This is a genomic window from Enterococcus sp. AZ063, from assembly GCF_051715045.1.
GTDB classification, from domain to species: Bacteria; Bacillota; Bacilli; order Lactobacillales; family Enterococcaceae; genus Enterococcus_D; species Enterococcus_D casseliflavus.
On record NZ_JBIOTA010000001.1, the window covers coordinates 498,399 to 522,119 of the forward strand.

At 44.5% G+C, this 23,721-nt stretch carries 21 protein-coding genes; 18 read left to right on the plus strand and 3 right to left on the minus strand.

The window, feature by feature from the left end; genetic code table 11:
- Positions 1 to 204 precede the first annotated feature (204 nt).
- Positions 205 to 1,737, minus strand: coding sequence for an arabinosylfuranosidase ArfA (gene arfA, locus IGK61_RS02325; protein WP_074535307.1), 1,533 nt, complete (start codon positions 1,735 to 1,737; stop codon positions 205 to 207).
- Between the two features lie 101 nt (positions 1,738 to 1,838).
- Here arfA and IGK61_RS02330 point away from each other — a divergent pair, with 101 nt between their 5' ends.
- Complete coding sequence (locus tag IGK61_RS02330) at positions 1,839 to 2,606, plus strand: AraC family transcriptional regulator (RefSeq protein ID WP_015508907.1); 768 nt, start codon at positions 1,839 to 1,841, stop codon at positions 2,604 to 2,606.
- Positions 2,607 to 2,697: 91 nt separating this feature from the next.
- The gene (locus tag IGK61_RS02335) at positions 2,698 to 3,183 is read left to right on the plus strand and encodes a hypothetical protein (RefSeq protein ID WP_074535306.1); all 486 of its coding nucleotides are present in this window, start codon (positions 2,698 to 2,700) and stop codon (positions 3,181 to 3,183) included.
- 245 nt (positions 3,184 to 3,428) lie between these two features.
- On the opposite strand, the gene IGK61_RS02340 is transcribed toward IGK61_RS02335, so the two are convergent.
- On the minus strand, positions 3,429 to 5,264 hold the full coding sequence (locus IGK61_RS02340) for a DUF2264 domain-containing protein (protein ID WP_074535305.1): 1,836 nt from the start codon (positions 5,262 to 5,264) through the stop codon (positions 3,429 to 3,431).
- A 169-nt stretch (positions 5,265 to 5,433) separates the two neighbouring features.
- Between IGK61_RS02340 and IGK61_RS02345 the strand changes: the two genes are divergently transcribed.
- Both IGK61_RS02345 and IGK61_RS02350 read left to right on the plus strand, forming a co-directional pair.
- A complete protein-coding gene (locus tag IGK61_RS02345; RefSeq protein WP_074535304.1) occupies positions 5,434 to 6,282 on the plus strand; it encodes a hypothetical protein in 849 nt (282 codons plus the stop codon).
- Complete coding sequence (locus IGK61_RS02350; RefSeq protein WP_074535303.1) at positions 6,279 to 7,946, plus strand: heparinase II/III family protein; 1,668 nt, start codon at positions 6,279 to 6,281, stop codon at positions 7,944 to 7,946. The genes IGK61_RS02345 and IGK61_RS02350 overlap by 4 nt, the downstream gene beginning before the upstream one ends.
- 59 nt (positions 7,947 to 8,005) lie before the next feature.
- Here IGK61_RS02350 and IGK61_RS02355 read toward each other — a convergent pair whose 3' ends face one another.
- Complete coding sequence (locus tag IGK61_RS02355) at positions 8,006 to 9,049, minus strand: LacI family DNA-binding transcriptional regulator (protein WP_005232137.1); 1,044 nt, start codon at positions 9,047 to 9,049, stop codon at positions 8,006 to 8,008.
- A 177-nt stretch (positions 9,050 to 9,226) separates the two neighbouring features.
- On the opposite strand from IGK61_RS02355, the gene IGK61_RS02360 reads away from it, so the two are divergent.
- From IGK61_RS02360 to IGK61_RS02425, 14 genes are all read left to right on the plus strand, one after another.
- Positions 9,227 to 9,649: a hypothetical protein gene (locus tag IGK61_RS02360; protein WP_074535302.1), complete on the plus strand. Its 423-nt coding sequence runs from the start codon at positions 9,227 to 9,229 to the stop codon at positions 9,647 to 9,649.
- Positions 9,612 to 11,453: a DUF2264 domain-containing protein gene (locus IGK61_RS02365; protein WP_074535301.1), complete on the plus strand. Its 1,842-nt coding sequence runs from the start codon at positions 9,612 to 9,614 to the stop codon at positions 11,451 to 11,453. Before IGK61_RS02360 ends, IGK61_RS02365 begins: the two co-directional genes overlap by 38 nt.
- Positions 11,437 to 12,588 carry a glycoside hydrolase family 88 protein gene (locus IGK61_RS02370; RefSeq protein WP_074535300.1) on the plus strand — a complete coding sequence of 384 codons (1,152 nt, stop codon included), beginning with the start codon at positions 11,437 to 11,439 and terminating at the stop codon, positions 12,586 to 12,588. The genes IGK61_RS02365 and IGK61_RS02370 overlap by 17 nt, the downstream gene beginning before the upstream one ends.
- Positions 12,589 to 12,633: 45 nt before the next feature.
- Positions 12,634 to 13,905: an ABC transporter substrate-binding protein gene (locus IGK61_RS02375; protein WP_034857867.1), complete on the plus strand. Its 1,272-nt coding sequence runs from the start codon at positions 12,634 to 12,636 to the stop codon at positions 13,903 to 13,905.
- Between the two features lie 86 nt (positions 13,906 to 13,991).
- Positions 13,992 to 14,894 (plus strand): carbohydrate ABC transporter permease, encoded by a 903-nt coding sequence (locus IGK61_RS02380; RefSeq protein WP_074535299.1) that lies wholly within the window; start codon positions 13,992 to 13,994, stop codon positions 14,892 to 14,894.
- 13 nt (positions 14,895 to 14,907) lie between these two features.
- Entirely contained in the window at positions 14,908 to 15,780 is an 873-nt protein-coding gene (locus IGK61_RS02385; RefSeq protein ID WP_438844667.1) for a carbohydrate ABC transporter permease, read from the plus strand.
- 11 nt (positions 15,781 to 15,791) lie between these two features.
- Positions 15,792 to 16,448: a DUF624 domain-containing protein gene (locus IGK61_RS02390; protein WP_074535297.1), complete on the plus strand. Its 657-nt coding sequence runs from the start codon at positions 15,792 to 15,794 to the stop codon at positions 16,446 to 16,448.
- Positions 16,449 to 16,508: 60 nt separating this feature from the next.
- A complete protein-coding gene (locus IGK61_RS02395; protein ID WP_074535296.1) occupies positions 16,509 to 17,051 on the plus strand; it encodes a GNAT family N-acetyltransferase in 543 nt (180 codons plus the stop codon).
- A gap of 226 nt (positions 17,052 to 17,277) precedes the next feature.
- Positions 17,278 to 18,051 (plus strand): Fe-S cluster assembly ATPase SufC, encoded by a 774-nt coding sequence (sufC, locus tag IGK61_RS02400; protein WP_005232112.1) that lies wholly within the window; start codon positions 17,278 to 17,280, stop codon positions 18,049 to 18,051.
- 13 nt (positions 18,052 to 18,064) lie between these two features.
- Positions 18,065 to 19,405: a Fe-S cluster assembly protein SufD gene (sufD, locus tag IGK61_RS02405; RefSeq protein ID WP_015508910.1), complete on the plus strand. Its 1,341-nt coding sequence runs from the start codon at positions 18,065 to 18,067 to the stop codon at positions 19,403 to 19,405.
- Complete coding sequence (locus IGK61_RS02410) at positions 19,402 to 20,646, plus strand: cysteine desulfurase (RefSeq protein ID WP_074535295.1); 1,245 nt, start codon at positions 19,402 to 19,404, stop codon at positions 20,644 to 20,646. The genes sufD and IGK61_RS02410 overlap by 4 nt, the downstream gene beginning before the upstream one ends.
- Complete coding sequence (sufU, locus tag IGK61_RS02415; protein ID WP_005232105.1) at positions 20,624 to 21,118, plus strand: Fe-S cluster assembly sulfur transfer protein SufU; 495 nt, start codon at positions 20,624 to 20,626, stop codon at positions 21,116 to 21,118. Before IGK61_RS02410 ends, sufU begins: the two co-directional genes overlap by 23 nt.
- A gap of 29 nt (positions 21,119 to 21,147) precedes the next feature.
- Positions 21,148 to 22,539, plus strand: a complete 1,392-nt coding sequence (sufB, locus tag IGK61_RS02420) for a Fe-S cluster assembly protein SufB (RefSeq protein WP_005232103.1) — start codon at positions 21,148 to 21,150, stop codon at positions 22,537 to 22,539.
- A 193-nt stretch (positions 22,540 to 22,732) separates the two neighbouring features.
- Entirely contained in the window at positions 22,733 to 23,491 is a 759-nt protein-coding gene (locus tag IGK61_RS02425; protein ID WP_254777440.1) for a hypothetical protein, read from the plus strand.
- Positions 23,492 to 23,721: the final 230 nt, after the last annotated feature.

The window sequence follows — 23,721 nt, forward strand, 5'->3', positions numbered from 1 at the left end:
CAGGGTGTTCTTTTGTCGTCACTTTTTTTGAAAAACAAGCTGGCAGTTGCCGCCTTTTTGCCCAGATCAGTTAAGAATGCGAAAAATAGCAAGTGAACACGGGGGATCATAAAAAAGGAGTGGATGTCTCCACTCCGTAAAAGTCTCGTTTTTTCAGGATGTCACCAAGGCTGCTGCTTTTTTTTGCTCAAACAGATACGCTCGTTACTTGCTGCCGTTTTTCTTCAAGCGTAGCATCTGGAAGCTTTGTTTTTCCAAGACGACACGCAAAATGCCGTCATTCAATTCCGCTGTTTTTCCATTGACTGGCACAACGTTGTTCGGAGTTGCTTCGGTATTGGCGGCATGCAAGTCTGGGTGGTGCAAGACTTGATGGGTAGCGATTTGCAATGAATCATATTGACGCAAGTCGCAAGTGAATTCATTGGCATCCTGCAAATCCTTATTTACTAAGAAAAAGGTTAAATAGTCATCTTCGTTTTCGATCGCAATGGCATCCACATAAGAAGCTTTTCCGTGGCTGCTATCGAAATCAACTCCTCGAAGGATACTATGCAACACGTGACCGCGACCATAGTTGCTGATCATTTCATAGGGATAAAAAATCGTTTGTTTCCAAGCGGCAGTATCGGAAGTCATGATCGGTGCGATCACGTTGACCAGCTGTGCCATGCAGGCGATTTTAACGCGATCTGCGTGATGAAGCATCGTGATCATCATGCTTGCGACGAGTAACGCATCTTCAAAGTGATAGACGTCTTCTAATTGTGGTGGGTGTTGACTCCAAGGTTCAATTTTTTGATCCTGTTCATTTGAGTGATACCAGACGTTCCATTCGTCGAAGGAAATATTGATCGTCTTCTTGCTTCGGCGTTTGGCTTTCACTGCATCACAGATTGCTGCGACTTGACTGATGAACTGATCCATTGCGACATTGCTTGCTAGATAATCTTGGCTATCGCCGTTACGGTTGCCATAATATTGGTGCATGGAAATGTAGTCGACTTGATCGTAACAATGACTTAATACTGTATCTTCCCACATGCCAAAGGTCGGCATCGTGAGAGAAGAACTACCACAAGCGACGGTTTCGATCGTTGGGTCCACCAAACGCATCGCTTTGCCAGCTTCTTCTGCGAGACGGCCATATTCATCGGCTGTCTTATGTCCTTCTTGCCAAGGACCGTCCATTTCATTGCCTAGACACCAAAGTTTGATGTCATGAGGATCGGCCACCCCATGGGCACGACGGAGGTCACTATAATAGCTGCCGCCTTTTAAATTGGTGTATTCGATCAAGTTTTTCGCTGCTTCGATTCCTCGTGTCCCAAGATTGATCGCCATCATCGGTGCCGTATTGACTTGTTTGGTCCAATCCATAAATTCGTTTAAGCCGAACTGATTGCTTTCGATTACCCGCCAGGCCAAATCGATTTTTGCTGGCCGTTGCTCTTTAGGGCCGACGCTATCTTCCCATTTATACCCAGAGACGAAATTGCCTCCTGGGTAACGGACGATCGGCACATTCAACTGCTTGATCAAGGCAGCGACATCTTGACGAAAGCCCTGATCATCGGCAAAAGGACTTTCTGGTTGATAGATCCCTTCGTACACACAGCGCCCTAAGTGCTCCACAAAAGAGCCGTAGATCCGTTCGTCGACTGGTGCCAAAATAAAGTGTTTGTCTAAATACATGGTAGTTTTCTTCAATTTTGCAACCCCTTTCTTTTCTTTCATTGTAGCGATAGTCCATGAAAATAAACACTACATTCTGTCTTATTCTATTGACGTTTTGTCCGTTTTCTTTATACTAAAGGCAAGTAGGAAGGAGTGAGAAGTTGAACGTAACCTATTCAGGATTTCAAATGCATAATGCTGTTTCCGATCATATTTATCGCCCCTCTGGCTTAAAGCATTATCTTTTCGTGTTGACGTTGTCTCCAATGGTTTTCACTTTTGAAGATGGTCATCAAGAAACTAGTGAAAAAGGTAGCTGCATTCTTTTTCCTCCAACCGTCTATCAAGATTATCGTGGCAAAGAAGATTTTTTTAATAGCTTTGTTGAGTTTCAAACGGATCAGGTGATCGAAGAAACCTATGCGATCCCTTGTAACCAACTGTTCCAGCCGAAAAATATTCAACAAATCAACAAATTGATCCAAAAGATCAATCATGAATCCTTGTTGCCACAACGGCACACGGAAGAATTGATCGCGGCGTATATGACAAATCTATTGGTCTTACTTGAACGCAATTTTGAAGAAAGCATCCCGCAACCACAAAACGAACACTATCAACTGTTTCAAGCGATGCGATTGAAAATGTTAGTCAATTGCGAACAGCAATGGGATTTTTACCAGTTTAGCCGAGAGCTTTCCATCGGTAAAAGCCAATTCTATAAGCTCTATCAACAGTTTTTTCATACCACGCCCAAAGAAGATTTATTGCAAGCTCGGTTTCAAAAGTTTTTTTATTTACGCAGCAACGAAACACTGACGATTCGAGAGGCGGCGTTTCAATCTGGGTTCCAAAACATCAACCATTTTAATCGGCTCTTTGCGAAGCGCTATGGCTGTGCACCGACAAAGTACCAACAGGAGCAATAGGCAGGTCTTATCGGTAAAAACGCAGAAAAAAGTCCGACGAATTCTTGACGGATGAAAGAGAAAGCGGGACAATGTCATTAGGAGGTGGCGTATGGATACAGAAACGATCGTAAGCGAACTTTCTAAACGTTCAAACGAATTGGAAGCGCTACAAAGAAAATTGAGTCAAAGCCAATTAATGAACAATGAAGCGGCACAAACGTTCATTTTTGACTTAAAGGATTATTTAGATAGCTTAAAGCTCGTAACGGATTTAGTACCGTCAGCGGCCACTACAACAGTGGAAGTTGACCAGTTGTCGTACGTCTTAGGTGAACAAAATCAAAGCATCCAGCAGCTGCTGGTTATTTTGGAAGAAGCCGAAGCAAATGACGACCAGTGCTTTTTCGGCAAAAGTGCGGGAGAAGTGCGGCGGATGATTGGCAGTCTGTCTGGGATCCTGGAACTAAACGGTCTGTTGCTGCAAGACAATCGTGGCTTTCAGCAAGTCGTGAAGGAAACTGGACCGCTTCAGGTGACTGAAACAAAGGAAGTCCCTGAGAAAAAAGGATTTCTCCAAAAACTTTTCGGGAAATAAGCACTGATCGTCGATCAAAACATGAATCACTTGTACCAAAAAAACGGCACTTCACAATACGTGAAGCACCGTTTTGTGGTACAAGTATTTTTTTGCTTTTTGCCAATAGAAACGGAGGGATCAGAAGGTACCGACGCTGAAACCTTAGACTGAAATCGAACTTCTGGGGGGACATTCTTCAATCCCGTAAATCAGAAAGGTGTTTTCGGTAGCTTTTCTACTAGCATTTGCCAGTAATTTTTTTGCTAGTAGCTAAGCTGAATGGTTTTTTTCTGATCCCCTTGGCTCATTGCTACTTTGTCCGCTGTGATAGTGACATCAAAAGATGGAATCTGATCAGAAAAGGCATTGCCTAAACACGCAACGAGCCATTCCTGTTGTCCGGCGAGAACGGTTTTGCTTATTTGAGGGATGACTGTTCGACTATAAAGTAGATTCGTGTTGGGTTCTGGCATCAAGAGGGTACCTTCTTGATGCGTCGGGAAGCTTTTGATACCGACACAGCCAACCGAGCTTTGATAAAAGGTGCCTTCTTTGCTAGAAAGCGCAGCACCATCAGCTGGTGCTGCAAAGCTGCCATTGACCAGTTGCAACCTTCGATCCGTTTGAATCCGATGGTAACGCAGATGCCAAGGATACATCGGAATCACAAAGGTTTCGATGACGACCTGCTCGTAGGGGCGCCAGCGACTATAGACGTAGTCATCTTTAATCGCAAAGGCTTCGTAACCAAAAGCTGTTTTAAAATCCGTCTGCCCCTCTGAAATCGCCAATGTATTATCATAGGCACCTTGTTTCAATAAAACGGTTGCTTTCGCTACGCTAAACCCAAACGTTGTCGAATAGACAAACTTTTCGTATTTGGCATTGCCGTGAGCATGTTCGTGGGAATGTTGCCCCGCAGTGAAAGCTTGCAATTCTGTGCCTTCTTGGTTATGCACCAAAAGCATCCGACTATGCGGATTGCGCACCGGTGTGGCAAACGTTGGCACCTGCTCCTCAAGCGTCCAAAATTCAGCATCCGCTGGGATGGCCAATACACAGAAATTTTTGAAAGCCCAATAAGGCGATCCTGGTGCGTTATAGCCTTCAGCCATATTTAGGTTGGGGTAGGCATAGCCAATACTTAAAAAGCCTTCTTGCGTAAAGATTGGTTGGCGAAACCAGTAACGCATGTTTTGTAACAGTAAATATTTTCCTTCATTTTTTGTGAAGCCTTCATATTCTATATCGGCGAAAGCACCGACAGCAAAGAAACTTGATTGCGCAAACCGATACGTTAGACTACGACCAAAAGGCAATGCCGCACCGGTTTTCGTGAACCACTGTTTAAAGGATTGCGCAAACGTAGCGGCTCTTTGACGGTAGCTAAACTGATACGGGCATTGGGAACGACAAGTAAGAACACTGTAAAGGAGTCCGTAGTATTGCATCCCAAAAGGAATATAATAGTCGATTTGGTTTTCATAGCCATCAAAATACCAGCCGTCTGCTAAGTAATACCTCTCGATCTCTTCTTGATCAGCCAAAAGGGTGGTTTCTACAAAAGGCAATGCTGCCATTTCAAAGAAGGTATTAACTAAAATCCGAAAGAAGAGCCAATTGGTTTTAGGGATGGTGTGCTGATTGATCTGATTGAGCCAATCAAAGAGATTTGTTTGCTCTCTTGGTGTGAGGAGATCCCAAAAGATGGGTTTGGTAAAAATCAAATAGCTAGCAAGGGCACCCATTTCCACAAACAATTGGTCGTAGTCATGCAGTTTTCCCCAGTACTCCTGAGAGGTCGGGGTGGTGCCTGCAACGATCCCGGCATTGGCTTGTTGAAAAAGTTTTGGGTAACGAAGGCACGCTTCTTCTTGGCTGAACAATGGGCCCAATCCCCAGAGTGTCCGTAAAAAGCCTTCGATGTCACTCTTTTCCTGAGTGTACACTGCTCCTGAATTTCCTAGGTGGACCCTCCCGGGAGTTCCTTGTCGTGCCATACATTCGTATACGGGAGTGACCAGATCAACAAGGGCCTCTTCTAGATCGGTTTTGGTTCGAAGAGGGTTCTTACTTAATGCTTCTTGGAAGTTTCTCATGTAAACAGCTCCTTTTATTTGTTATTTTACTTTATTTAGTAAAATAAAGAAATGGAAACTGTTACATTTCTCGATTTTAAGTAAAAAAATAGTAAAAAATCGCTGGAACCAGTTACATTTTTTTGTCGACATCGCTATAATGGAGAAAATACGAGAGGAGCTACATGCAATGACCCAGATTTCCTTAACGATTTATGACCAAAAGCATCAAGTAAAAAAAGGCAAACGAACACCTGAAAGTGAACCTACCCTTCTTCAAGCGACGGCGGAAGACTTTGTCACGTTGGCATCCCAAGAGTATTGTTACGAGGACGGAGATAAAATCGTTGTCTCGCTCTCACGCAGTGGACAATTTGTGTGGGTCACACTCGATGAAACGCTGGCGACTACTTTGGTGTACATCAAAGGCAACGAGTGGATCTACCCCGTACATCTTAGTGAAAATGCCAAAGAAGCCGCGCCAGAAGGCCGTTTTTCTGGGAAAAGCCATTATTTGAGTGTGCGGGTAGCAACAAAAGAAGAACTAGCGGCTTACCGCAATGTCGCCTTAAACCCTCATGATCAAAAAGAATTCTTGGGTGCCTATCCGCATGCCCATGCCAATGTTGAAACAAGAGATGATGCGACGTTTTTCGCTTGTAACGCTATTGATGGCATTTTTGCCAATACGTCTCATGGCAATTATCCCTATGGCTCATGGGGGATCAATCAACAAGCAGATGCCGCTTTGACGATCGACTTTGGTCATGAGGTCCGCATCGACCAATGTGCGCTTACGTTACGGGCGGATTTTCCCCATGATAGCTATTGGCAACAAGTCACGTTGGCGTTTTCCGATGGGAGTCAAGAAATCTTGCAGACGGTCAAAAGCAGCCAGCCTCAACGGTTTTCTTTCCAGCCGCGAACGGTCACTTGGGCGAAATTGCATGAGCTGATCCAAAATGACGATCCCTCACCATTTCCAGCGTTGACCCAAATCGAAGTCTTCGGACGCTCCATTCAGGAGGAAAACGCGTGAATCCAGCAGATGTAAAAGAAGAAATTTTACAGGCGGCACAGGCTTATCTTGACACTGGTGAGATTCCCTATTTGCCTTATCAAGGCTATCAAGAGTATCTCGAATCGGGGAATCGTGTTGTCTTCGAATCCCATTATTTTGCCCGCCGACGGATGTTGGTGGTTTTAGGACTTGCTTATGAAATGGAGCGTAAGGCAGCGATCAAAGTGCTGCTGGAGCAAGTGATTTGGGAAATCTGCAATGAATATACATGGTGTCTGCCAGCGCATCTGCCGATTGTCGATGGCCAGTTTTCTTCGCAAGCGCGCCACACAGTCGATCTTTTTGCAGCTGAAACTGGGCAATCCTTAGCAGAGTTGTTTATGTTGGTTGGGGGAGACCTTTCACCAGTCATCACAGAACGAGTGTTGTATGAGATCGATCAACGGCTTTTTTTACCCTTCGAGGAGCAAACCTGGGAGTGGGAGACAAAAGAGAACAATTGGTCCGCAGTTATTGGTGGCTGTCTTGGAATGACGGCGCTCTATGTATTGCCGAAAAAAAGCGAGCGACAATTGCGGATGATCAAACGATTGGATACTGCAATGCAAAGCTATCTCAACAGCTTTGGCGAAGATGGGGCTTGTGTGGAAGGTGTCGGATACTGGGCGTATGGGTTTGGTTATTTTCTGTATTATGCGCAATTGTTGGCAGAAGTATTGCAAGAAGATACCTACCTAAAGCAGCCTAAAACCAGAAAAATTGCTGCTTTTCCTTACTACACGATGATTTCTCCAGGGCATTACATTCCTTTTTCTGATTATTCGACGATCGAACTGCCTAGTGGCTTGGTCAGTTATTGCTACGAGCATTTGGGCGTGGCGGTTCCCCAATTATCGGGGGTCAGTCCGTTAGACTTTGATCCTTGCTACCGGTTTGCCCACATCTATCGAAATTTGTATTGGCATAACGAAGCGATCACACGAGAAACGAATGCCTCGTATCATCACTATTTTGAACAAGCGCAGTGGTTCGTTGCAAAAGATGTGCAGCAGGATCTCTTTTTTGCTGCCAAAGGGGGGAGCAATCAAGAAAGCCACAATCATCTCGATGTCGGTCATTTTGTATTAGGAACGACAGAGGAGTTGTTTCTGACGGACCTTGGTGCAGGGGAGTACACCAAAGAGTATTTTGACGAGAACACGCGCTATCACTACTTTCCCGCAGCCGCAATCAGTCATTCGCTGCCAATCATCAACCAGCACACCCAACGCCCAACAGCCGAGGAAGCAACGGTGCTACAGGTTAATGACCAGCAATTTGACTTAGACCTCAGTGTGTTCTATCCGAAAGCAGCGGTCACTGAATACCAGCGGCGCTTCGTGGTCTCGCAGCAACAAGTAACGATCGAAGACCATTTTGTCTTTGACGAGCACCAACCAAAGAATCTGGTGGTGGAAAACTTTATTACGAACATACCACCAATGGTGCAAGATAAGACCGTTCAACTAATGACAAAAAAAGCACGCTGTGTTCTTGGTTTTACCAGTGATAAGATCCAAATACAGCCAGTCACTTATCAAGACCACCATGGTGTACAGGCACAAGCGTATTTGATCCAAGCCGAACACGCGCTTGAGCAGACAGGAGAAATCAAAACGACCATTAAAATAAAAAAAGGCTGAGAAGGATGCGGTGCTTCCTTGCAATGACGTTGATCAATGCAAGAAGACACCGCAGCTTCTCAGCCTTCTTTTGGTTTTGCGGTAGATTGACGAATCACCAGCTGTGTACTTAAAAAGATGCGTCTGGCGATCCCAGGATTTTCGATGCGGTTATAGAGTAGCTCTAACCCCGTTTCACCCATCTCTTCAGTAAATGCTTGGACTGAAGAAAGGGGTGGAGAGACATAGCGGGACACCGAAATATCGTTGATGCCCATAACACTGATGTCTTCAGGAATCTTGATTCCATGAGCCGTTAACGTATGGATGACCCCGATCGCAAAGGCATCATTGGCTGCCAAAATCGCAGTCGGCAAGCGGTCTTGCCACAAAGCCAAAGCCTGCTCCGTTAATTCTTCCCCCGTTTGGACATCCAACCGACTATTTTCTTTCACGATGAAATAATCCTCATCAAACAGCTGATAATGCTGCATCATATCGACATAGGTGTTGACCGTTGGCGTTTTGTACCGTCGATACCCATACATATTTTGACTTTCCTCGGCGCCGATAAAGGCGATTTTTTGATGACCAAGTCCCATCAAGTGAGAAAGAGCCAACTCCGTTGCTTGCGTAAAATCGGTATTGACAGAGTCGTAGTCATCCAGGGGAAAGTTACTGCCAATCACACAGAGGTTGGGGTGTAGCTCATGGAGTTTCTTGACCCGCTCTTCTGTAAACTTGCCGATTGCTAGTAAGCCGTCGACGGACTGGATCACTGACTCATCAAGGTTGGAGATTTTTAACAGATCACAACCCAGTTCGGCGGCGCGTTTTTCCACACCCAAACGAATCGACATATAGTAAATGTCTTCTAATTCTTCATCATCCATCCGCCACTGAACGATCCCGATCGATTTGTTGTGTTTTTTTGGTACATCCACTGGTAGTTCACGCTGCTTTTGCTTGTTTTTGTATTTCGTATAATTTAGTTTTTCAGCTGCCTCGAAAATCTTTCGTTTGGTTTCTTCGGTCACTGAAAGACTAGGATCGTAGTTCAGAACCCGTGATACGGTTGATATTGATACCTCAGCTATGGTCGCTATGTCGGTAATCGTAGCCATAGAATCCCTCCTCCAATGCTTCTCCTCTTCAGTATATTTCTTTTTAGTAAAAAAACCAAGAGAGAAATTGCCCTCAAGTAAAAATTTTACTTTTTTTAGGAAAAACTATTGATTATTTTCCTAAAAAAAAGTATGATTTGAAATGAAGAAAGCGTTTTAAAAATGAGGGTGGCATGAATGAAGTGGATTAATTCGTTATTTATCCTGGGTCTACTTATGGGGTTGACTGCTTGTTCTCCAAATGAAGCAACGCAGACGCAAGCATTTTCCCAAAGCAGCGAAAAGCAATTAAAAGAACGAGCGCTTTGTTATTCTGACGAAGATTTTTCGCAAGGTGTCGTCCCGTTGCATGAATTCGTGAAGCTATCTGGCACCATCGTAAAGAGTGATGCGAAAACAGCAGACATTGAGAAAGGGGATCGATTTATTCTAGAAACAGCGGCTGGACAGTACCAAGTATTCAATGAGCAAAGTCAACAACTGAAACTGCAAGATGTGGTGACGGTCTACGGAGAATATTATGGTTTTATTAAAGCGACATTGATTGAAAGGAAGGATGCGGATGCAATCACAGAAGCTGCAGCAATTGAAAAAGAATAAATTTGAAAGTTATGAAGATGTAGCAGCCGGCTTCAAAACGATCATGGATCAACTCAAACCCGCTTTTGCAAGCAGTCGTCCCGGTCATTTGGCTTTAGGCAGCCATGGGACTGTCTATGAGAAAGAGGTACAGGAACTTGAAGCGTTCTTGCGACCGCTTTGGGGACTCGCGCCTTATCTAACCCAGCAAGAAGATTCATTCATGGAAACCTATCTCTCAGGAATTATTGCGGGTACAGATCCAGAGAGTCCCGATTATTGGGGTGTTGTGGAAGACTTCGACCAACGAATCGTGGAAATGGCTTCGCTAAGTACCTTTTTACTATTAAATAAGGAAAAAACGTGGGATGTTTTATCCCAACGCCAAAAAGATAATCTCCATGCGTGGCTGATCCAAGTCAATCAACGAGAAATTCCCGCAAACAATTGGCATTTCTTTCGGGTTCTCGTCAATGTAGCCATGAAGCGTTGTGGCAGCAGCTTTTCCCAAGAAAAGATCGATGCTGACTTGGCATTGATCGAGACCTTTTATTTAGGGGAAGGATGGTACTGTGACGGAGTAGCCACTCAAATCGATTACTATGTATCTTTTGCGATCCACTACTATAGTCTTCTGTACTGTCGATTTGTCCCTGAGGATCTTGAAAGGGGAAGGAAGTTCAAACAACGAGCCACCGAGTTTGCTCAAACCTTCAAGCATTGGTTTGCAGCAGGTGGAGCTGCCGTTCCTTTTGGTCGAAGTTTGACGTATCGCTTTGCGCAAGTTTCTTTCTTCAGCGCATTGGTTTTTGCGGATGTTGAAGCATTGCCATGGGGAGAGATCAAGGGGTTGATCAGTCGTCACCTGCATCAGTGGATGCAGCAAGACATTTTTACTTCCGAAGGGATACTGACGGTCGGCTATTCGTACCAGAATCTGATCTTTGCCGAAGGTTACAATGCACCAGGTTCGCCTTATTGGGCGTTAAAAACCTTTCTTTTGTTAGCGGTACCAAAGGAGCATCCCTATTGGCAAGCCACCCCGACGCCATTAGTGATCACTGAAAGAACACTGGCTCATCCCATCAGTAAGAACTTTTATCAACACAATCAAGACTTGACCCATGCCTTGATGTTTCCTGCAGGACAATGTATCAACTATCAAAGTCATGCCAGCAGCAAATATAGCAAATTTGTCTACTCAACGACATTTGGCAATAGCGTGCCCAAGAGCAATTATTGGTTTTATGAAGGAAATTATGACAACACATTGGCTTTGTCAGAAGATGACCATTACTTTCGCACCAAAGGATTGGATCGCCAGTATCAGCTTTTACCTGATCGGATCATTCATGAATGGAATCCATGGGAAGACGTCCAGATAAAAACGACAATCATTCCACTGATAGGCAGTCACCTTCGTATTCATGAGATCAATTCTCAGCGCGCCCTTTCTTTCTATGAGGGTGGGTTTTCATCACCGAAAGAGGCAACTGCCATCACTGAAAAAACCGCAAGCAGCGCTGCGGTACGAACATCGATCGGCTATTCGAAAATCGAGGCAATCGCTGGCTATGAAACGAGCGATGTCCTACGAACGGAGCCAAATACGAACCTCTTGTATCCTGCAACGTGGCTGCCGTATTTAACTGCTCAACGACAAGCGGGAAAGCACCTGTTCGTTTCCCTCGTCACCGGCTTGCTTCCACAAGAACAAGAACAAGCAGTGACCGTCGAAGTGACAACAAACAACATTACGATCAATCAATCCGGACATATGATCCAGGTTGAGCGAATAGGAGGAAAAAATGGAAACCAGCTATGACGTACAGCTATCACAATGGGTAGCCGAGCAAATCGACTTCACCGTTAATCAAGTAAGAAAGAATACTAAGACCTTTGACACGTTGGTCCCACCTGCAGCAAGTGAACAGCTTGTCTATCGACCAGAAGCCAACCATGATTGGACGGCGAGTTTTTGGACTGGCATGTTGTTTTTGAGTAAAGAACTGACGGGATCAACAGAATTTGATGAAACCATCGAAAAACAACTGCACTCTTTCCAAGAACGATTGGACCAAAGAATTGGACTAGAAACCCATGATATCGGATTTTTGTATAGTTTGACTGCGATTGCCGACTATCGAGTGAACGGACGGGAATCTTCGAAAAAACTCGCGATTGCCGCCGCCGATCTATTGATGGTCCGTTACTCACCCAAAGCCCAGATCATTCAAGCGTGGGGCAATCTCGATGATCCGCAACAACGGGGGCGCATCATTATTGATTGCTTGATGAATTTGCCGCTATTGTATTTTGCTTCCCAAATGACGGGGGATGAATCCTACAAACAAGCAGCCTATGCTCATGCCAAGCAGACCCAGAAATACATCGTGCGAGACAACGCCACGACGTACCACACCTATTACTTCGACGTTGAAACTGGAGCGGCGATCGGCGGCAATACCCAACAAGGCTATGCCGATGATTCCTGCTGGGCGAGAGGACAAGCGTGGGGAATCTACGGATTTACGCTGAGTTACCTTTACACCGGTGATACCAGTTTCTTGAAGACTGCTCAAGACCTTGCGGATTACTTTATTGCTGAATTACCGGCGGACAAGGTCAGTTATTGGGATTTAGTGTTTAACGATGGTAGTCAGGAAGAAAGGGATAGTTCGGCCGCCGCCATCGCAGTCTGTGGCTTGCTAGAACTGGCGAAACATTTACCGATCACGCAGCCAAACCAAGCCGCCTATCAGGAAAATGCCTTGGCGATCTTGGCGTCGTTAGCCCAAAACTATACAACGATCGACCATCCCGAATCAAACGGACTTTTGATGCATGGGGTTTATGACAAGAATTCCCTCAAAGGGGTCGATGAATGCATGATCTGGGGCGATTATTATTACATGGAAGCGTTGATGCGGGTGTCACAAAGTTGGTATTCCTATTGGTAGTTTTAGGGGCGACCCTTTAAAAAAATGTTTAATGGAGGAATGAACATGCACTTTTTGAAAAAAGGTTTATTAGCAGCAACGATGTTTGGGACAATCGCAGCCTTGGCAGCGTGTGGAGGCGGAGCGACAGATGATTCCGCTGCTTCTGAAGATGGCGACATCAAATTGACCGTAACCACTTGGAATTACGATACGACACCTGAATTCGAAAAACTATTCCGTGCCTTTGAAGAAGCGAATCCGGGCATTACCGTTGAGCCTGTCGATATTGCTTCAGATGATTATGATACCAAACTGACGACCATGCTCTCTTCCGGAGATACGACAGATATTTTGACCATGAAAAATTTACTTTCTTACTCTAATTATGCGTTGCGGGACCAATTGGTGGATCTCACTGACCATATCGGATCATTGGATATTGCCCCAGCGCAAGAAAGCTATGACATGTATGACGTAGAAGGCAAAACCTATGCACAACCGTATCGGACGGATTTTTGGGTCTTGTATTATAACAAAAAAATGTTCGATGAAGCAGGCTTAGACTACCCATCAAACATCACCTGGGACGAATATGAGGAGCTTGCCAAGCAGCTAACAAAACCAGACGAACAAATTTATGGTGCGTATCAACACACGTGGCGTTCCACTACCCAAGCGATTGCAGCTGCCCAAAATGGCGCCAACTTGATCGATCCTCAATACGACTACTTGGAAGCGTACTATGATCGTGCATTGCGGATGCAAGACGAAAAAGCGCAAATGGACTTTGGGACAGCAAAATCAACGAAAGTTACGTATCAATCACAATTTGAAAATGAAAAAGCAGCCATGATGTACATGGGAACTTGGTATATGGGTGCATTGATGACCAATATCGACGATGGCAAGACAGATGTTGAGTGGGGCATTGCGGAAATGCCGCAAAATGAAAAAGGGGAAGTAACGACATTTGGTTCTCCGACTGCTTTTGCCATCAATAAAAATTCAAAACATCAAGAAGCTGCACAAAAATTCTTAGACTTTTGTTCTGGTGAAGAAGGCGCCAAAGTATTAGCTGAAGTCGGTGTCGTTCCTTCGTATAAGACTGACGCCATTGATGAACTTTACTTCTCCCGTGAAGGCATGCCCGCCGATGAAGTATCGAAAAAAGCCTTCAATCCAGAAACCGTCGCGATCGAGTTTCCTGTCGATGAAAATGGACCAGCGATCGACAAAATCTTGCAAGAAGAACATGACTTGATTCTTGTAGGGGATGAAACACCAAAAGAAGGCATTGCGAATATGGAAAAAAGGGTGAAATCTGAAACCGAATAGTCCTAACGAGAGAAGGGACTTGGGCAAAAAAGTTCCTTCTCTTTATTAATGAAAGGGGGCCTGCTGGCAAGCAGCAGGAGACAAATATGGAAATAACCTCAAAATCAAAAGCAGCCAATAAGTTGAAACGCAAAAATACGCTAACCGCGCTGTCTTTTATTGCACCAAACTTTATCGGCTTTTTCTTATTTACCTTAGTGCCCGTTGTGTTCTCATTGATTCTGGCTTTCATGGAATGGGATTCCTTTAGTTCGCCTGAATTTGTGGGAATGAAAAATTTCAGCAAAATGCTAGGGGACGACACCTTTTGGATCTCGTTAAAGAACACCTTTCTCTATACGATTGGCGTCGTTCCATTGACGTTAATATGTTCTTTAGGCTTAGCGATTTTATTGAATAAAAAAGTACGTGGAATGAAGTTTTTCCGTACTGCCTTCTTCTTTCCTTATGTCACCTCGTTAGTTGCGATCGCTGTCGTGTGGAACATGTTGTTTCACCCAACGATGGGACCAATCAATCAGTTTTTGAAATTTTTTATTGAAAATCCTCCTGGTTGGACCTCCAGCTCTGATTGGGCTTTGACGGCGATCATCATAGTCAGCGTCTGGCGTGGCATGGGGTATTACATGATCTTATACTTGGCAGGGTTACAAAGTGTGCCAAAGGAATTGTATGAAGCGGCTTCGATCGATGGCGCCAACAAGTGGCAGCAGTTTCGCAACGTGACGTTGCCGTCCTTGCGACCAACGACCTTCTTTGTTTCGATCATGCTGGTCATCAACTGTTTCAAGATCTTCGATTTGGTCCAAGTCATGACTGCCGGCGGACCCGGTCGAGCCACCAATGTCTTGGTGTATCAAATTTACAACGAAGCGTTTGTGAAATTTAATTTTGGTTACGCATCTGCGATCGCCATGGTCTTGTTTGTGATCGTTTTGGGCATCACGGTGATCCAGTTTAAGTGGAACCAAAGACAAGAACGGGTGTAAGGAGGGAGTACAGATGGAAAATACACTGAGTAAAAAGAATGTTCAAGCCAAACCAAAACAAAAAGTCAAGCTGTCGGTCGGCAGTGTCTCCTTGATTCTTTTATTAACATTTCTCGCGTTAGTGACACTGATCCCGTTTCTCTGGATGATCTCTGCTTCTTTTAAGACCAATAACGATGTTTTTAGCGTACCGATCCAATGGATTCCAAAAAGTTGGCACCCAGAAAACTATACGGTGATCTGGGATCGCATTCCTTTGCTGACTTTTTTCAAGAATACAGCATTTTTGAGCGTCATCATTACTTTGATCCAACTGTTTACCTCTAGCTTTGCGGCTTATGGGTTTTCGAAGATGCATTTCAAAGGACGCGACCTGTTGTTTCTGACATACATCGGTACGATTGCGATTCCTTGGCAATCCTATATGATTCCTCAGTTCATCATGATGCGCCAGTTCGGGCTGACAGACACGCTTTGGTCTTTGGTCCTCTTACAAGCCTTCAGTGCCTTTGGCGTCTTTTTGTTGAAACAATACTATAGTAGTATTCCTGATTCATTGTGTGAAAGTGCGCGGATCGACGGCTTGAGTGAGTGGGGGATCTATCGAAAAATCATTCTACCACTGACGAAGCCCGCTTTAGCGAGTCTGACCATCATCACCTTCGTCAATACATGGAACGATTATATGGGACCATTTATCTACCTCTCCTCAACCGAAAACAAAACCATTCAGTTAGGGTTGAAAATGTTTGTCGGCTTATATGATGCCGAGTACGCCCTGATCATGGCAGCATCTGTGGTCTCCATTTTGCCAGTGGCGATCGTCTTTTTAGCAATGCAAAAATACTTCGTAGAAGGAATCGCTACTTCGGGAATGAAAAATTGAGGTGATCAATCATGTTTACCAAACCTACCTTTGAAAACAATCTTTACATGCGGATCTTCCGCTGGCTATATATTGGCTTTGCCCTGAATATCAGTTTTTGGGTCGTCAATACACCCTACACCCTCACGGCAATGTTCTTGGCAGTCGATCCTAGAAACCTCCTTTGGTTTGCATTGGCACTCTTGCTGATTGGGCCAAGCATGATCAGCCTCCTGGCTGCGATTGATCGCTTTGCAGAATACAAAGACATCGATCCAGTAAAAGATTTCTGCTACTTTTTACGAACCTTTGCCGTGCGCGGGTTTCTCTATTGGCTCATCGGCTGGCTGGGAAGTGTCATTGCGATCGTGGATATTCTGTTTGCGGTTCAATTTGAAAGTGGCAAATGGCTCGTTCCTTTCTTTCTTTTGTTAGGAATGCTTTCCATAGCTCTTAGTATCAATGCGTGGTACTTCCAAGTGCGTAATCCAAAAGCCGCTAAGAAAGATGTCCTGCGTACCGCACTTTTTTTCACTTTGAAAAAATGGCCTGTTAGTTTGTTAGCAACCTTTTTGCTTGTTGCCGTTTTTGTCGCCTTGATTTTGAAGCCACAATTTGGCTTTACTCTTTTTCCAGTCCTTTTTTTCGGACTCCTTTATTTAAACTTACGGAAATTTCAGATAAAATAGAAAGAAAGTCGTCTACGAATAAAGGAGACGACTTTTTTTAGGAGAAAGGGGGGCTTGAAGATGGCAGAAACAGTCACACTTCAACCGATTACGGAAGAAATGATTGCTGAACTTTGGTCGATCAGCTATGGGCCTAAGGCAGATTTAGAATGGAAAAAATGGGACGGACCGTATTTCCAAGACCCCGTGTTGACGTGGGAAGAATTTCGAACGGGGTTTGGCGCTAGCTGTATCGACAACCCGTTACGTAAAGCGATCAGCTATCAAGGAAGAATCGTGGGGATCGCGACCGCTTACTGGGAAGACAATACCTTGCAGCAGTGGTTGGAATTCGGGATAGCCATCTATGATGCTTCCCTTTGGAATCAAGGCATTGGCAGCCAAGCAATTCGCCAGTGGATCAATGAGTTGTTTGAATCACAGCCTCATATCCAGCGTGTCGGGTATACCACGTGGTCGGGCAATCACCGCATGATGAAACTAGGAGAAAAGCTAGGGATGACCAAAGAAGCCCAGATTCGCAAAGTCCGTTTCTGGGAAGGCAACTATTATGATTCCATCAAGTATGGCATCTTGCGAGAAGAATGGGCACAGCAGAAGTGAAGGTAGGGGATACGACAGCCAATGTCGTATTCCTTTTTCTTTTTTACAACAAATCAAAAAAATTTCTAGCATTACAGACAATAACCATGTACTATCTCTATGTAATACTTTATAATAATTCCAATGTACAGATTAGAAATATTTTAAAAAAGTCGGGAATAGCGTTTGAAGTTCATTCTCAATTAGTCTAAAATAGTGAGAAAGAAAAGATACTGGAGGGAAAGAAATGTCAGTTTTAGAAATTAAAAATCTACACGTCCAAATCGAAGATAAAAAGATCTTAAAAGGCGTTGACTTAGTGTTAAAAACTGGAGAGATCCATGCCATCATGGGACCAAACGGTACAGGGAAATCAACCTTGTCCGCTGCCATCATGGGTAACCCGAATTATGAAGTGACAGAAGGGGAAATTTTGTTCGACGGCGAAAATGTCTTGGAAATGGAAGTGGATGAACGGGCTCGTTTAGGTCTGTTCTTGGCGATGCAATACCCAAGTGAAATTCCAGGCATCACCAATGCGGAATTTATGCGGGCAGCGATCAATGCCAAACGTGACGAAGACGACAAAATCTCTGTCATGGATTTCTTGAAAAAATTAGATGAAAAAATGGATTTATTGAATATGCCAGAAGAAATGGCGGAACGCTATTTGAATGAAGGCTTCTCTGGTGGAGAAAAGAAACGAAATGAAATCTTACAATTGTTGATGCTAGATCCAACCTTTGCGATTTTGGATGAGATCGACTCTGGTCTAGATATTGATGCCTTGAAAGTCGTAGCAAAAGGCGTCAATGAAATGCGCGGCGAAGGCTTTGGCGCTTTGATCATCACCCATTACCAACGTCTGTTAAACTACATCACACCAGACGTGGTTCATATCATGATGGAAGGCCGTGTCGTGATGACCGGTTCGGCAGATTTAGCCAAACGCCTAGAAGCAGAAGGCTATGCTGGGATCAGTAAAGAGTTAGGGATCGACTACAAAGAAGAAGAAGCGTAAGGAGGCAAGGTAAATGGCAAAATTACAGGATTATCTTGAACAAGTCAACGTTTTTTCAGCGTTAAAAGAAGAGCCTGAATGGATGTTGGAATTACGCCAAGCAGCCCTTGCGAAAGTGGATGAACTTGCGTTTCCAAAAATCGAGCGGGTGCGTTACGAGCGTTGGCCATTGTTCAATATCGACGAACAAGCACTTGCTGGTGAAAAAGAATTTGCAGGCTTCATCGATCCAACCTTACCTGCAAGTGAATCTAAGGAGACCGGTGCTGGCTTGGTTCCCGCCTTTGACGCGATGGATAACCATCCGACTCTCGTTCAGTTTGATGACACCACCATCTTTGAGCAATTACCGCAAGAGCTGATTGACAAAGGCGTGATCTTCACCGACTTGTTTACAGCAATGAAAGAAGTACCAGAGTTGGTCAATCAATACTACATGACCAAAGCAGTACCAATGGATGAAGACAAAATGACCGCAGCACATGCGGCGTTTATGAATAGCGGCATGTTCTTGTATGTACCAAAAAACGTGGTGATCGAAGAACCCCTTGAAGCGATTTTCTATCACAATGGCAATAGTCAAGCGCATTTCTTCAAACACATTTTGATCGTTGCTGATGAGCACAGTGAGTTCAGCTACTTAGAACGTTTCCAAACCAAAGGCGACCAAGCGAAAAAACTGTCTGGCAATATCGTAGTGGAAGTGATCGCCAAAGCAGGTGCGAAGGTCAAATTCTCTGCGATTGATCAGTTAGGTGTCAACATTACTACGTACATGAATCGTCGCGGCTACGTATTACGAGATGCGATGGTAGATTGGGCAATTGGAGTCATGAATGACGGCGACGTCGTGGCGGACTTTGATTCTGATCTTGTAGGCGAAGGCGCGCATTCGGAAGTCAAAGCGGTCGCAATCAGTGCTGGGCGTCAAACACAAGGGATCGACACCCGTGTTACCAACAAAGCACCGCATTCCATTGGCCATATCCTGCAACACGGCGTCATTAGAGAACGCGGCGTCTTAACCTTTAACGGTATCGGACACATTTTAAAAGGAGCAAAAGGGGCGGACGCGCAACAAGAAAGTCGGGTCTTGATGCTTTCTGACCAAGCCCGTGGGGATGCCAACCCAATCCTTTTGATCGACGAGCACGAAGTAACCGCCGGACACGCAGCCAGTGTGGGACGGGTCGATCCAGAAGAAATGTACTACTTGATGAGTCGTGGGCTGCGCAAAGCAGAAGCGGAACGTTTGGTGATTCGTGGTTTCTTAGGCTCCGTCTTGACCGCGATCCCAGTCAAAGAAGTGCAACAAGAATTGGTTGCCGTTATCGAAGGGAAGTTGCTCGCATGATCGATGCCCAAAAAGTGAAACAAGCGTTTCCCATCTTGGATCAGCTCGTAAATGACGAACCATTGATCTACCTCGACAATGCCGCCACTACGCAAAAACCAGAGGCGGTGCTGCAGGCGATCACCGATTATTACCATCAAGACAATGCCAACGTTCATCGTGGGGTCCATACCCTCGCAGAACGGGCGACCCATTCCTATGAAGGCGCACGAGAAAAAGTTCGCCGTTTTATCCATGCGAATGAGACGGCGGAAGTGCTGTTTACTCGAGGGACGACCACTGGTTTAAATTGGGTCTCCCGCAGCTACGGCGACCGTTTTGTCAATGAAGGCGATGAAATCGTGATTTCCTATATGGAACATCATTCCAATATCATCCCTTGGCAACAATTAGCAGCCCGAAAAAAAGCTACCTTGAAATATATCCAGCTGACGCCAGAAGGCACCTTGGACATGGAAGATGCCAAGAAACAGATCACAGACAAAACCGCTATCGTTTCGATCGCTCATGTTTCCAATGTTTTAGGCGTGATCAATCCGATTGCGGAGCTAACCAAATTGGCGCATCAGCACCAAGCCGTCATGGTGGTGGATGGTGCACAGGCTGTTCCACATATGGCAGTTGATGTCCAAGCACTGGATTGTGACTTCTATGCCTTTTCTGGTCATAAAATGTGCGGACCAACTGGCATTGGTGTCTTGTACGGCAAACGGCAATGGCTGGATCAGATGGAGCCCGTCGAATTTGGCGGTGAAATGATCGATTTTGTCCATCTGCAAGAAAGCACGTGGAAAGAACTACCGTGGAAATTTGAAGCTGGTACACCAAATATTGCCGGTGCGATCGGTTTAGGTGCAGCGGTGGATTACTTAACAGAAATCGGCTTAGAAAACATCCACGCCCATGAAGCAGACTTAGCTGCTTACGTTTTGCCAAAACTGCAAGCCATTGAAGGCTTGACCATCTATGGCCCCCAAGAAGCAGCAAAACGCACGGGAGTGATCGCCTTTAATCTAGCTGCCATCCATCCTCATGATGTTGCCACCGCTTTAGACATGGAAGGCATCGCGGTACGGGCAGGTCATCATTGTGCCCAACCCCTCTTGACCTATTTGCAAGTCCCAGCGACTGCACGGGCCAGCTTTTACCTGTATAATACAAGAGAGGACGCCGATCGACTGGTTGACGCCATCAAGCTGACGAAGGAGTTTTTCCAACATGGCACTAACGAAATTAGATAATTTGTATCGACAAGTCATTCTGGATCATTCCAGCCACCCACATCATCGGGGCACCTTGGATGATTCAACGTACAAAGTCGAATTGAATAACCCTACCTGTGGCGACGTGATCCACTTGGAGCTCGCTGTCGAAGGAGACACCATCAAAGACATCGCGTTTACTGGCGAAGGCTGTTCCATCAGTACCGCCAGTGCATCCATGATGGGGGATGCGATTATCGGTAAGACACTAGCAGAAGCTGGTGAGCTATCAGGCTTGTTTTCTGAACTCGTCCAAGGAAATGACATTCCTCAAAGCGATCGCTTAGGCGATGCTTCCATGCTTGGGGGTGTGGCGAAGTTTCCTGCACGCATCAAGTGTGCGACCTTAGCTTGGAAAGCATTAGAAAAAGCCATTGCTGCTGACAGTACACAAGCATCTGTCAGTCACAGCCACGCCAATGAATCTGACACTGAAGAAACCAGCGAATAGACAACCGCACTACAAAAGGAGTGAGAACCATGGGTGTACCCGAATTAGAAGAATATAAATTTGGCTTCCACGATGACGTGCAGCCTGTTTTTAGTACCGGCGAAGGATTGACCGAAGACATCGTCCGTGAAATCTCACGGGTCAAGCAAGAGCCAGAATGGATGCTTGAGTTCCGCTTGAAGTCTCTTGAAGCCTTCAACAAGATGCCCATGCAAAACTGGGGCCCAGACCTGTCTGACATCGATTTTGATGCCATCAAATATTACCAAAAACCAAGTGATCGTCCTGCCCGTGATTGGGATGACGTACCAGAAAAAATCAAAGAGACCTTTGAACGCATTGGTATTCCAGAAGCCGAGCGGGCATACCTGGCTGGCGCTTCTGCTCAATACGAATCAGAAGTCGTTTATCACAACATGAAAGAAGAGTTTGAAAAACTTGGCATCGTCTTTACCGATACCGATTCAGCCTTGAAGGAATACCCTGAGCTGTTCAAACAATACTTTTCAAAATTAGTCCCACCAACCGATAACAAGCTTGCTGCTTTAAACTCAGCCGTTTGGTCAGGTGGTACCTTTATCTATGTACCAAAAGGCGTTCGTGTCGATGTGCCATTACAAACCTATTTCCGAATCAATGCCGAAAATACCGGTCAGTTCGAACGAACATTGATCATCGTTGACGAAGGCGCCAGCGTTCATTACGTCGAAGGCTGTACCGCCCCAACCTATTCAAGCAATAGTTTGCACGCTGCCATCGTTGAAATTTTTACCCTAAAAGACGCTTACTGCCGCTACACCACCATTCAAAACTGGTCAGACAACGTCTACAACCTAGTAACCAAACGGGCCAAAGCCTTAGAAGGTGCTACCGTTGAATGGATCGATGGCAACCTAGGTGCCAAAACAACCATGAAATACCCAAGTGTGTATCTAGATGGCAAAGGCGCACGAGGCACGATGCTTTCCATTGCCTTTGCAGGTGCCAACCAAATCCAAGATACTGGTGCAAAAATGATCCATAACGCACCAAACACCTCCAGCTCCATCGTCTCAAAATCAATTTCTAAAGACGGCGGTGCAGTAAACTACCGTGGACAAGTCACCTTCGGCAAGAAGAGCGCAGGCTCTATCTCCCATATCGAGTGTGACACTATCATCATGGATGACCTATCGAAATCCGATACCATCCCATTCAATGAGATCCACAACAGCCAAGTGTCCCTAGAACACGAAGCCAAAGTCTCCAAAATCTCAGAAGAACAACTGTACTACCTAATGAGCCGCGGCCTCTCCGAAAGCGAAGCAACCGAAATGATCGTCATGGGATTCGTCGAACCATTCACCAAAGAATTACCGATGGAATACGCAGTCGAATTGAACCGGTTGATTAGTTATGAGATGGAAGGGTCTGTGGGGTAATGGAGTTGGATAAGCTAGAAATGCCTATTTGCAGGTGTTTCTGGCTTTTTTTATTTTGGGTGTGTATAAAGTAACACCATTTGGATATAAATTTTTAGAGAGATTTAACTAGTATGCAGTTATTTTTGCATTGTTAAGCCTAAATAAAATAATTAGTAGCGCCCAATTTTGAAAGTATACGTTTGCTGAATATATGAATGATAAAGGTAAAGAGACAAAACTATGGTATGTTACAAAAGATAATTTTGGAAAAGATACAGCAATTGAGTCTGTTTTAGTATTTGATAAGGATAATAAAATTAGCAGATATAAGAATACTAAGTTAACTATCGGCGAAGTCTCTAAGATGACAGATGAAGAGATATTAGAAAAAGTTAAGCAAGATGAATTTGATTATCAATCAGTTAGAATTCAAGGTATACGAGAAGATATTGCAATGGCGGAGGAGCTATTAGAGAAAAGCGACAGTTCCATAGTAAAATCAGGAAAAGAATTCCTATCCAAGATGAAATCAGATAATAATTTGAACCCAACTGATATCGAACCATCAGATTTTTATTTCAATATTATCACTGATTCATCAGGAAATCAGACGGAGAAGGAAGGGTTTTTATTTATTATTCATGAAGTGAGTTACCCTGATTCTAGTTATACAGGATTATATAATGTAGAAGGAGATTTGTATGCGATTGGGGACAATTATGTAAATGATGAGACAATCAATGAGGCAATCTCCAACAAAGAATATCAAATGCGTACAGTGCAAAACGAGGTAACTTATGAAATTACGGCTCCGACTGTAGTGCGAGCACCCCAAGTTTATGAAAGCACGTATAATTATTTTCCTATTGAGCCTCTGGGATGGTCTATAGCCTTCAGAACAAAAGATTTAGTCTCACTTAAATTTGATCAACCAGATACGGATATTGAGAATATTACCATTGATGAATAGTCTTTTGCTCCTTATTTTGTTATAGATGAAGTTTTTTATTTACTTAAATAAAAAATCACGTTTTCCAATGGTTATGAAAAAATGATTTTTGCTCTTTAAAACTAGCACCACTGACTAAAAAATTATAAACCCAAGGCATCGTTTAAATAGCAGAGATAGATCTAGCAGTATTTAGAAGCTGTTAAAATTGGGGGGAGAACATTTTTCTTTTGTTTGAAAAATCGGTTAGA

What these genes read in the sequence shown, in the direction of transcription:
- sufB (WP_005232103.1), top strand. Translation starts at nt 21,148, where the DNA reads ATGGGTGTACCCGAATTAGAAGAATATAAATTTGGCTTCCACGATGAC.
- IGK61_RS02360 (WP_074535302.1), top strand. Translation starts at nt 9,227, where the DNA reads ATGAAGTGGATTAATTCGTTATTTATCCTGGGTCTACTTATGGGGTTG.
- IGK61_RS02345 (WP_074535304.1), top strand. Translation starts at nt 5,434, where the DNA reads ATGACCCAGATTTCCTTAACGATTTATGACCAAAAGCATCAAGTAAAA.
- sufC (WP_005232112.1), top strand. Translation starts at nt 17,278, where the DNA reads ATGTCAGTTTTAGAAATTAAAAATCTACACGTCCAAATCGAAGATAAA.
- IGK61_RS02395 (WP_074535296.1), top strand. Translation starts at nt 16,509, where the DNA reads ATGGCAGAAACAGTCACACTTCAACCGATTACGGAAGAAATGATTGCT.
- IGK61_RS02390 (WP_074535297.1), top strand. Translation starts at nt 15,792, where the DNA reads ATGTTTACCAAACCTACCTTTGAAAACAATCTTTACATGCGGATCTTC.
- IGK61_RS02370 (WP_074535300.1), top strand. Translation starts at nt 11,437, where the DNA reads ATGGAAACCAGCTATGACGTACAGCTATCACAATGGGTAGCCGAGCAA.
- sufU (WP_005232105.1), top strand. Translation starts at nt 20,624, where the DNA reads ATGGCACTAACGAAATTAGATAATTTGTATCGACAAGTCATTCTGGAT.
- IGK61_RS02425 (WP_254777440.1), top strand. Translation starts at nt 22,733, where the DNA reads ATGAATGATAAAGGTAAAGAGACAAAACTATGGTATGTTACAAAAGAT.
- arfA (WP_074535307.1), bottom strand. Translation starts at nt 1,737, where the DNA reads ATGAAAGAAAAGAAAGGGGTTGCAAAATTGAAGAAAACTACCATGTAT.
- IGK61_RS02335 (WP_074535306.1), top strand. Translation starts at nt 2,698, where the DNA reads ATGGATACAGAAACGATCGTAAGCGAACTTTCTAAACGTTCAAACGAA.
- IGK61_RS02385 (WP_438844667.1), top strand. Translation starts at nt 14,908, where the DNA reads ATGGAAAATACACTGAGTAAAAAGAATGTTCAAGCCAAACCAAAACAA.
- IGK61_RS02375 (WP_034857867.1), top strand. Translation starts at nt 12,634, where the DNA reads ATGCACTTTTTGAAAAAAGGTTTATTAGCAGCAACGATGTTTGGGACA.
- IGK61_RS02365 (WP_074535301.1), top strand. Translation starts at nt 9,612, where the DNA reads ATGCAATCACAGAAGCTGCAGCAATTGAAAAAGAATAAATTTGAAAGT.
- sufD (WP_015508910.1), top strand. Translation starts at nt 18,065, where the DNA reads ATGGCAAAATTACAGGATTATCTTGAACAAGTCAACGTTTTTTCAGCG.
- IGK61_RS02355 (WP_005232137.1), bottom strand. Translation starts at nt 9,049, where the DNA reads ATGGCTACGATTACCGACATAGCGACCATAGCTGAGGTATCAATATCA.
- IGK61_RS02410 (WP_074535295.1), top strand. Translation starts at nt 19,402, where the DNA reads ATGATCGATGCCCAAAAAGTGAAACAAGCGTTTCCCATCTTGGATCAG.
- IGK61_RS02340 (WP_074535305.1), bottom strand. Translation starts at nt 5,264, where the DNA reads ATGAGAAACTTCCAAGAAGCATTAAGTAAGAACCCTCTTCGAACCAAA.
- IGK61_RS02380 (WP_074535299.1), top strand. Translation starts at nt 13,992, where the DNA reads ATGGAAATAACCTCAAAATCAAAAGCAGCCAATAAGTTGAAACGCAAA.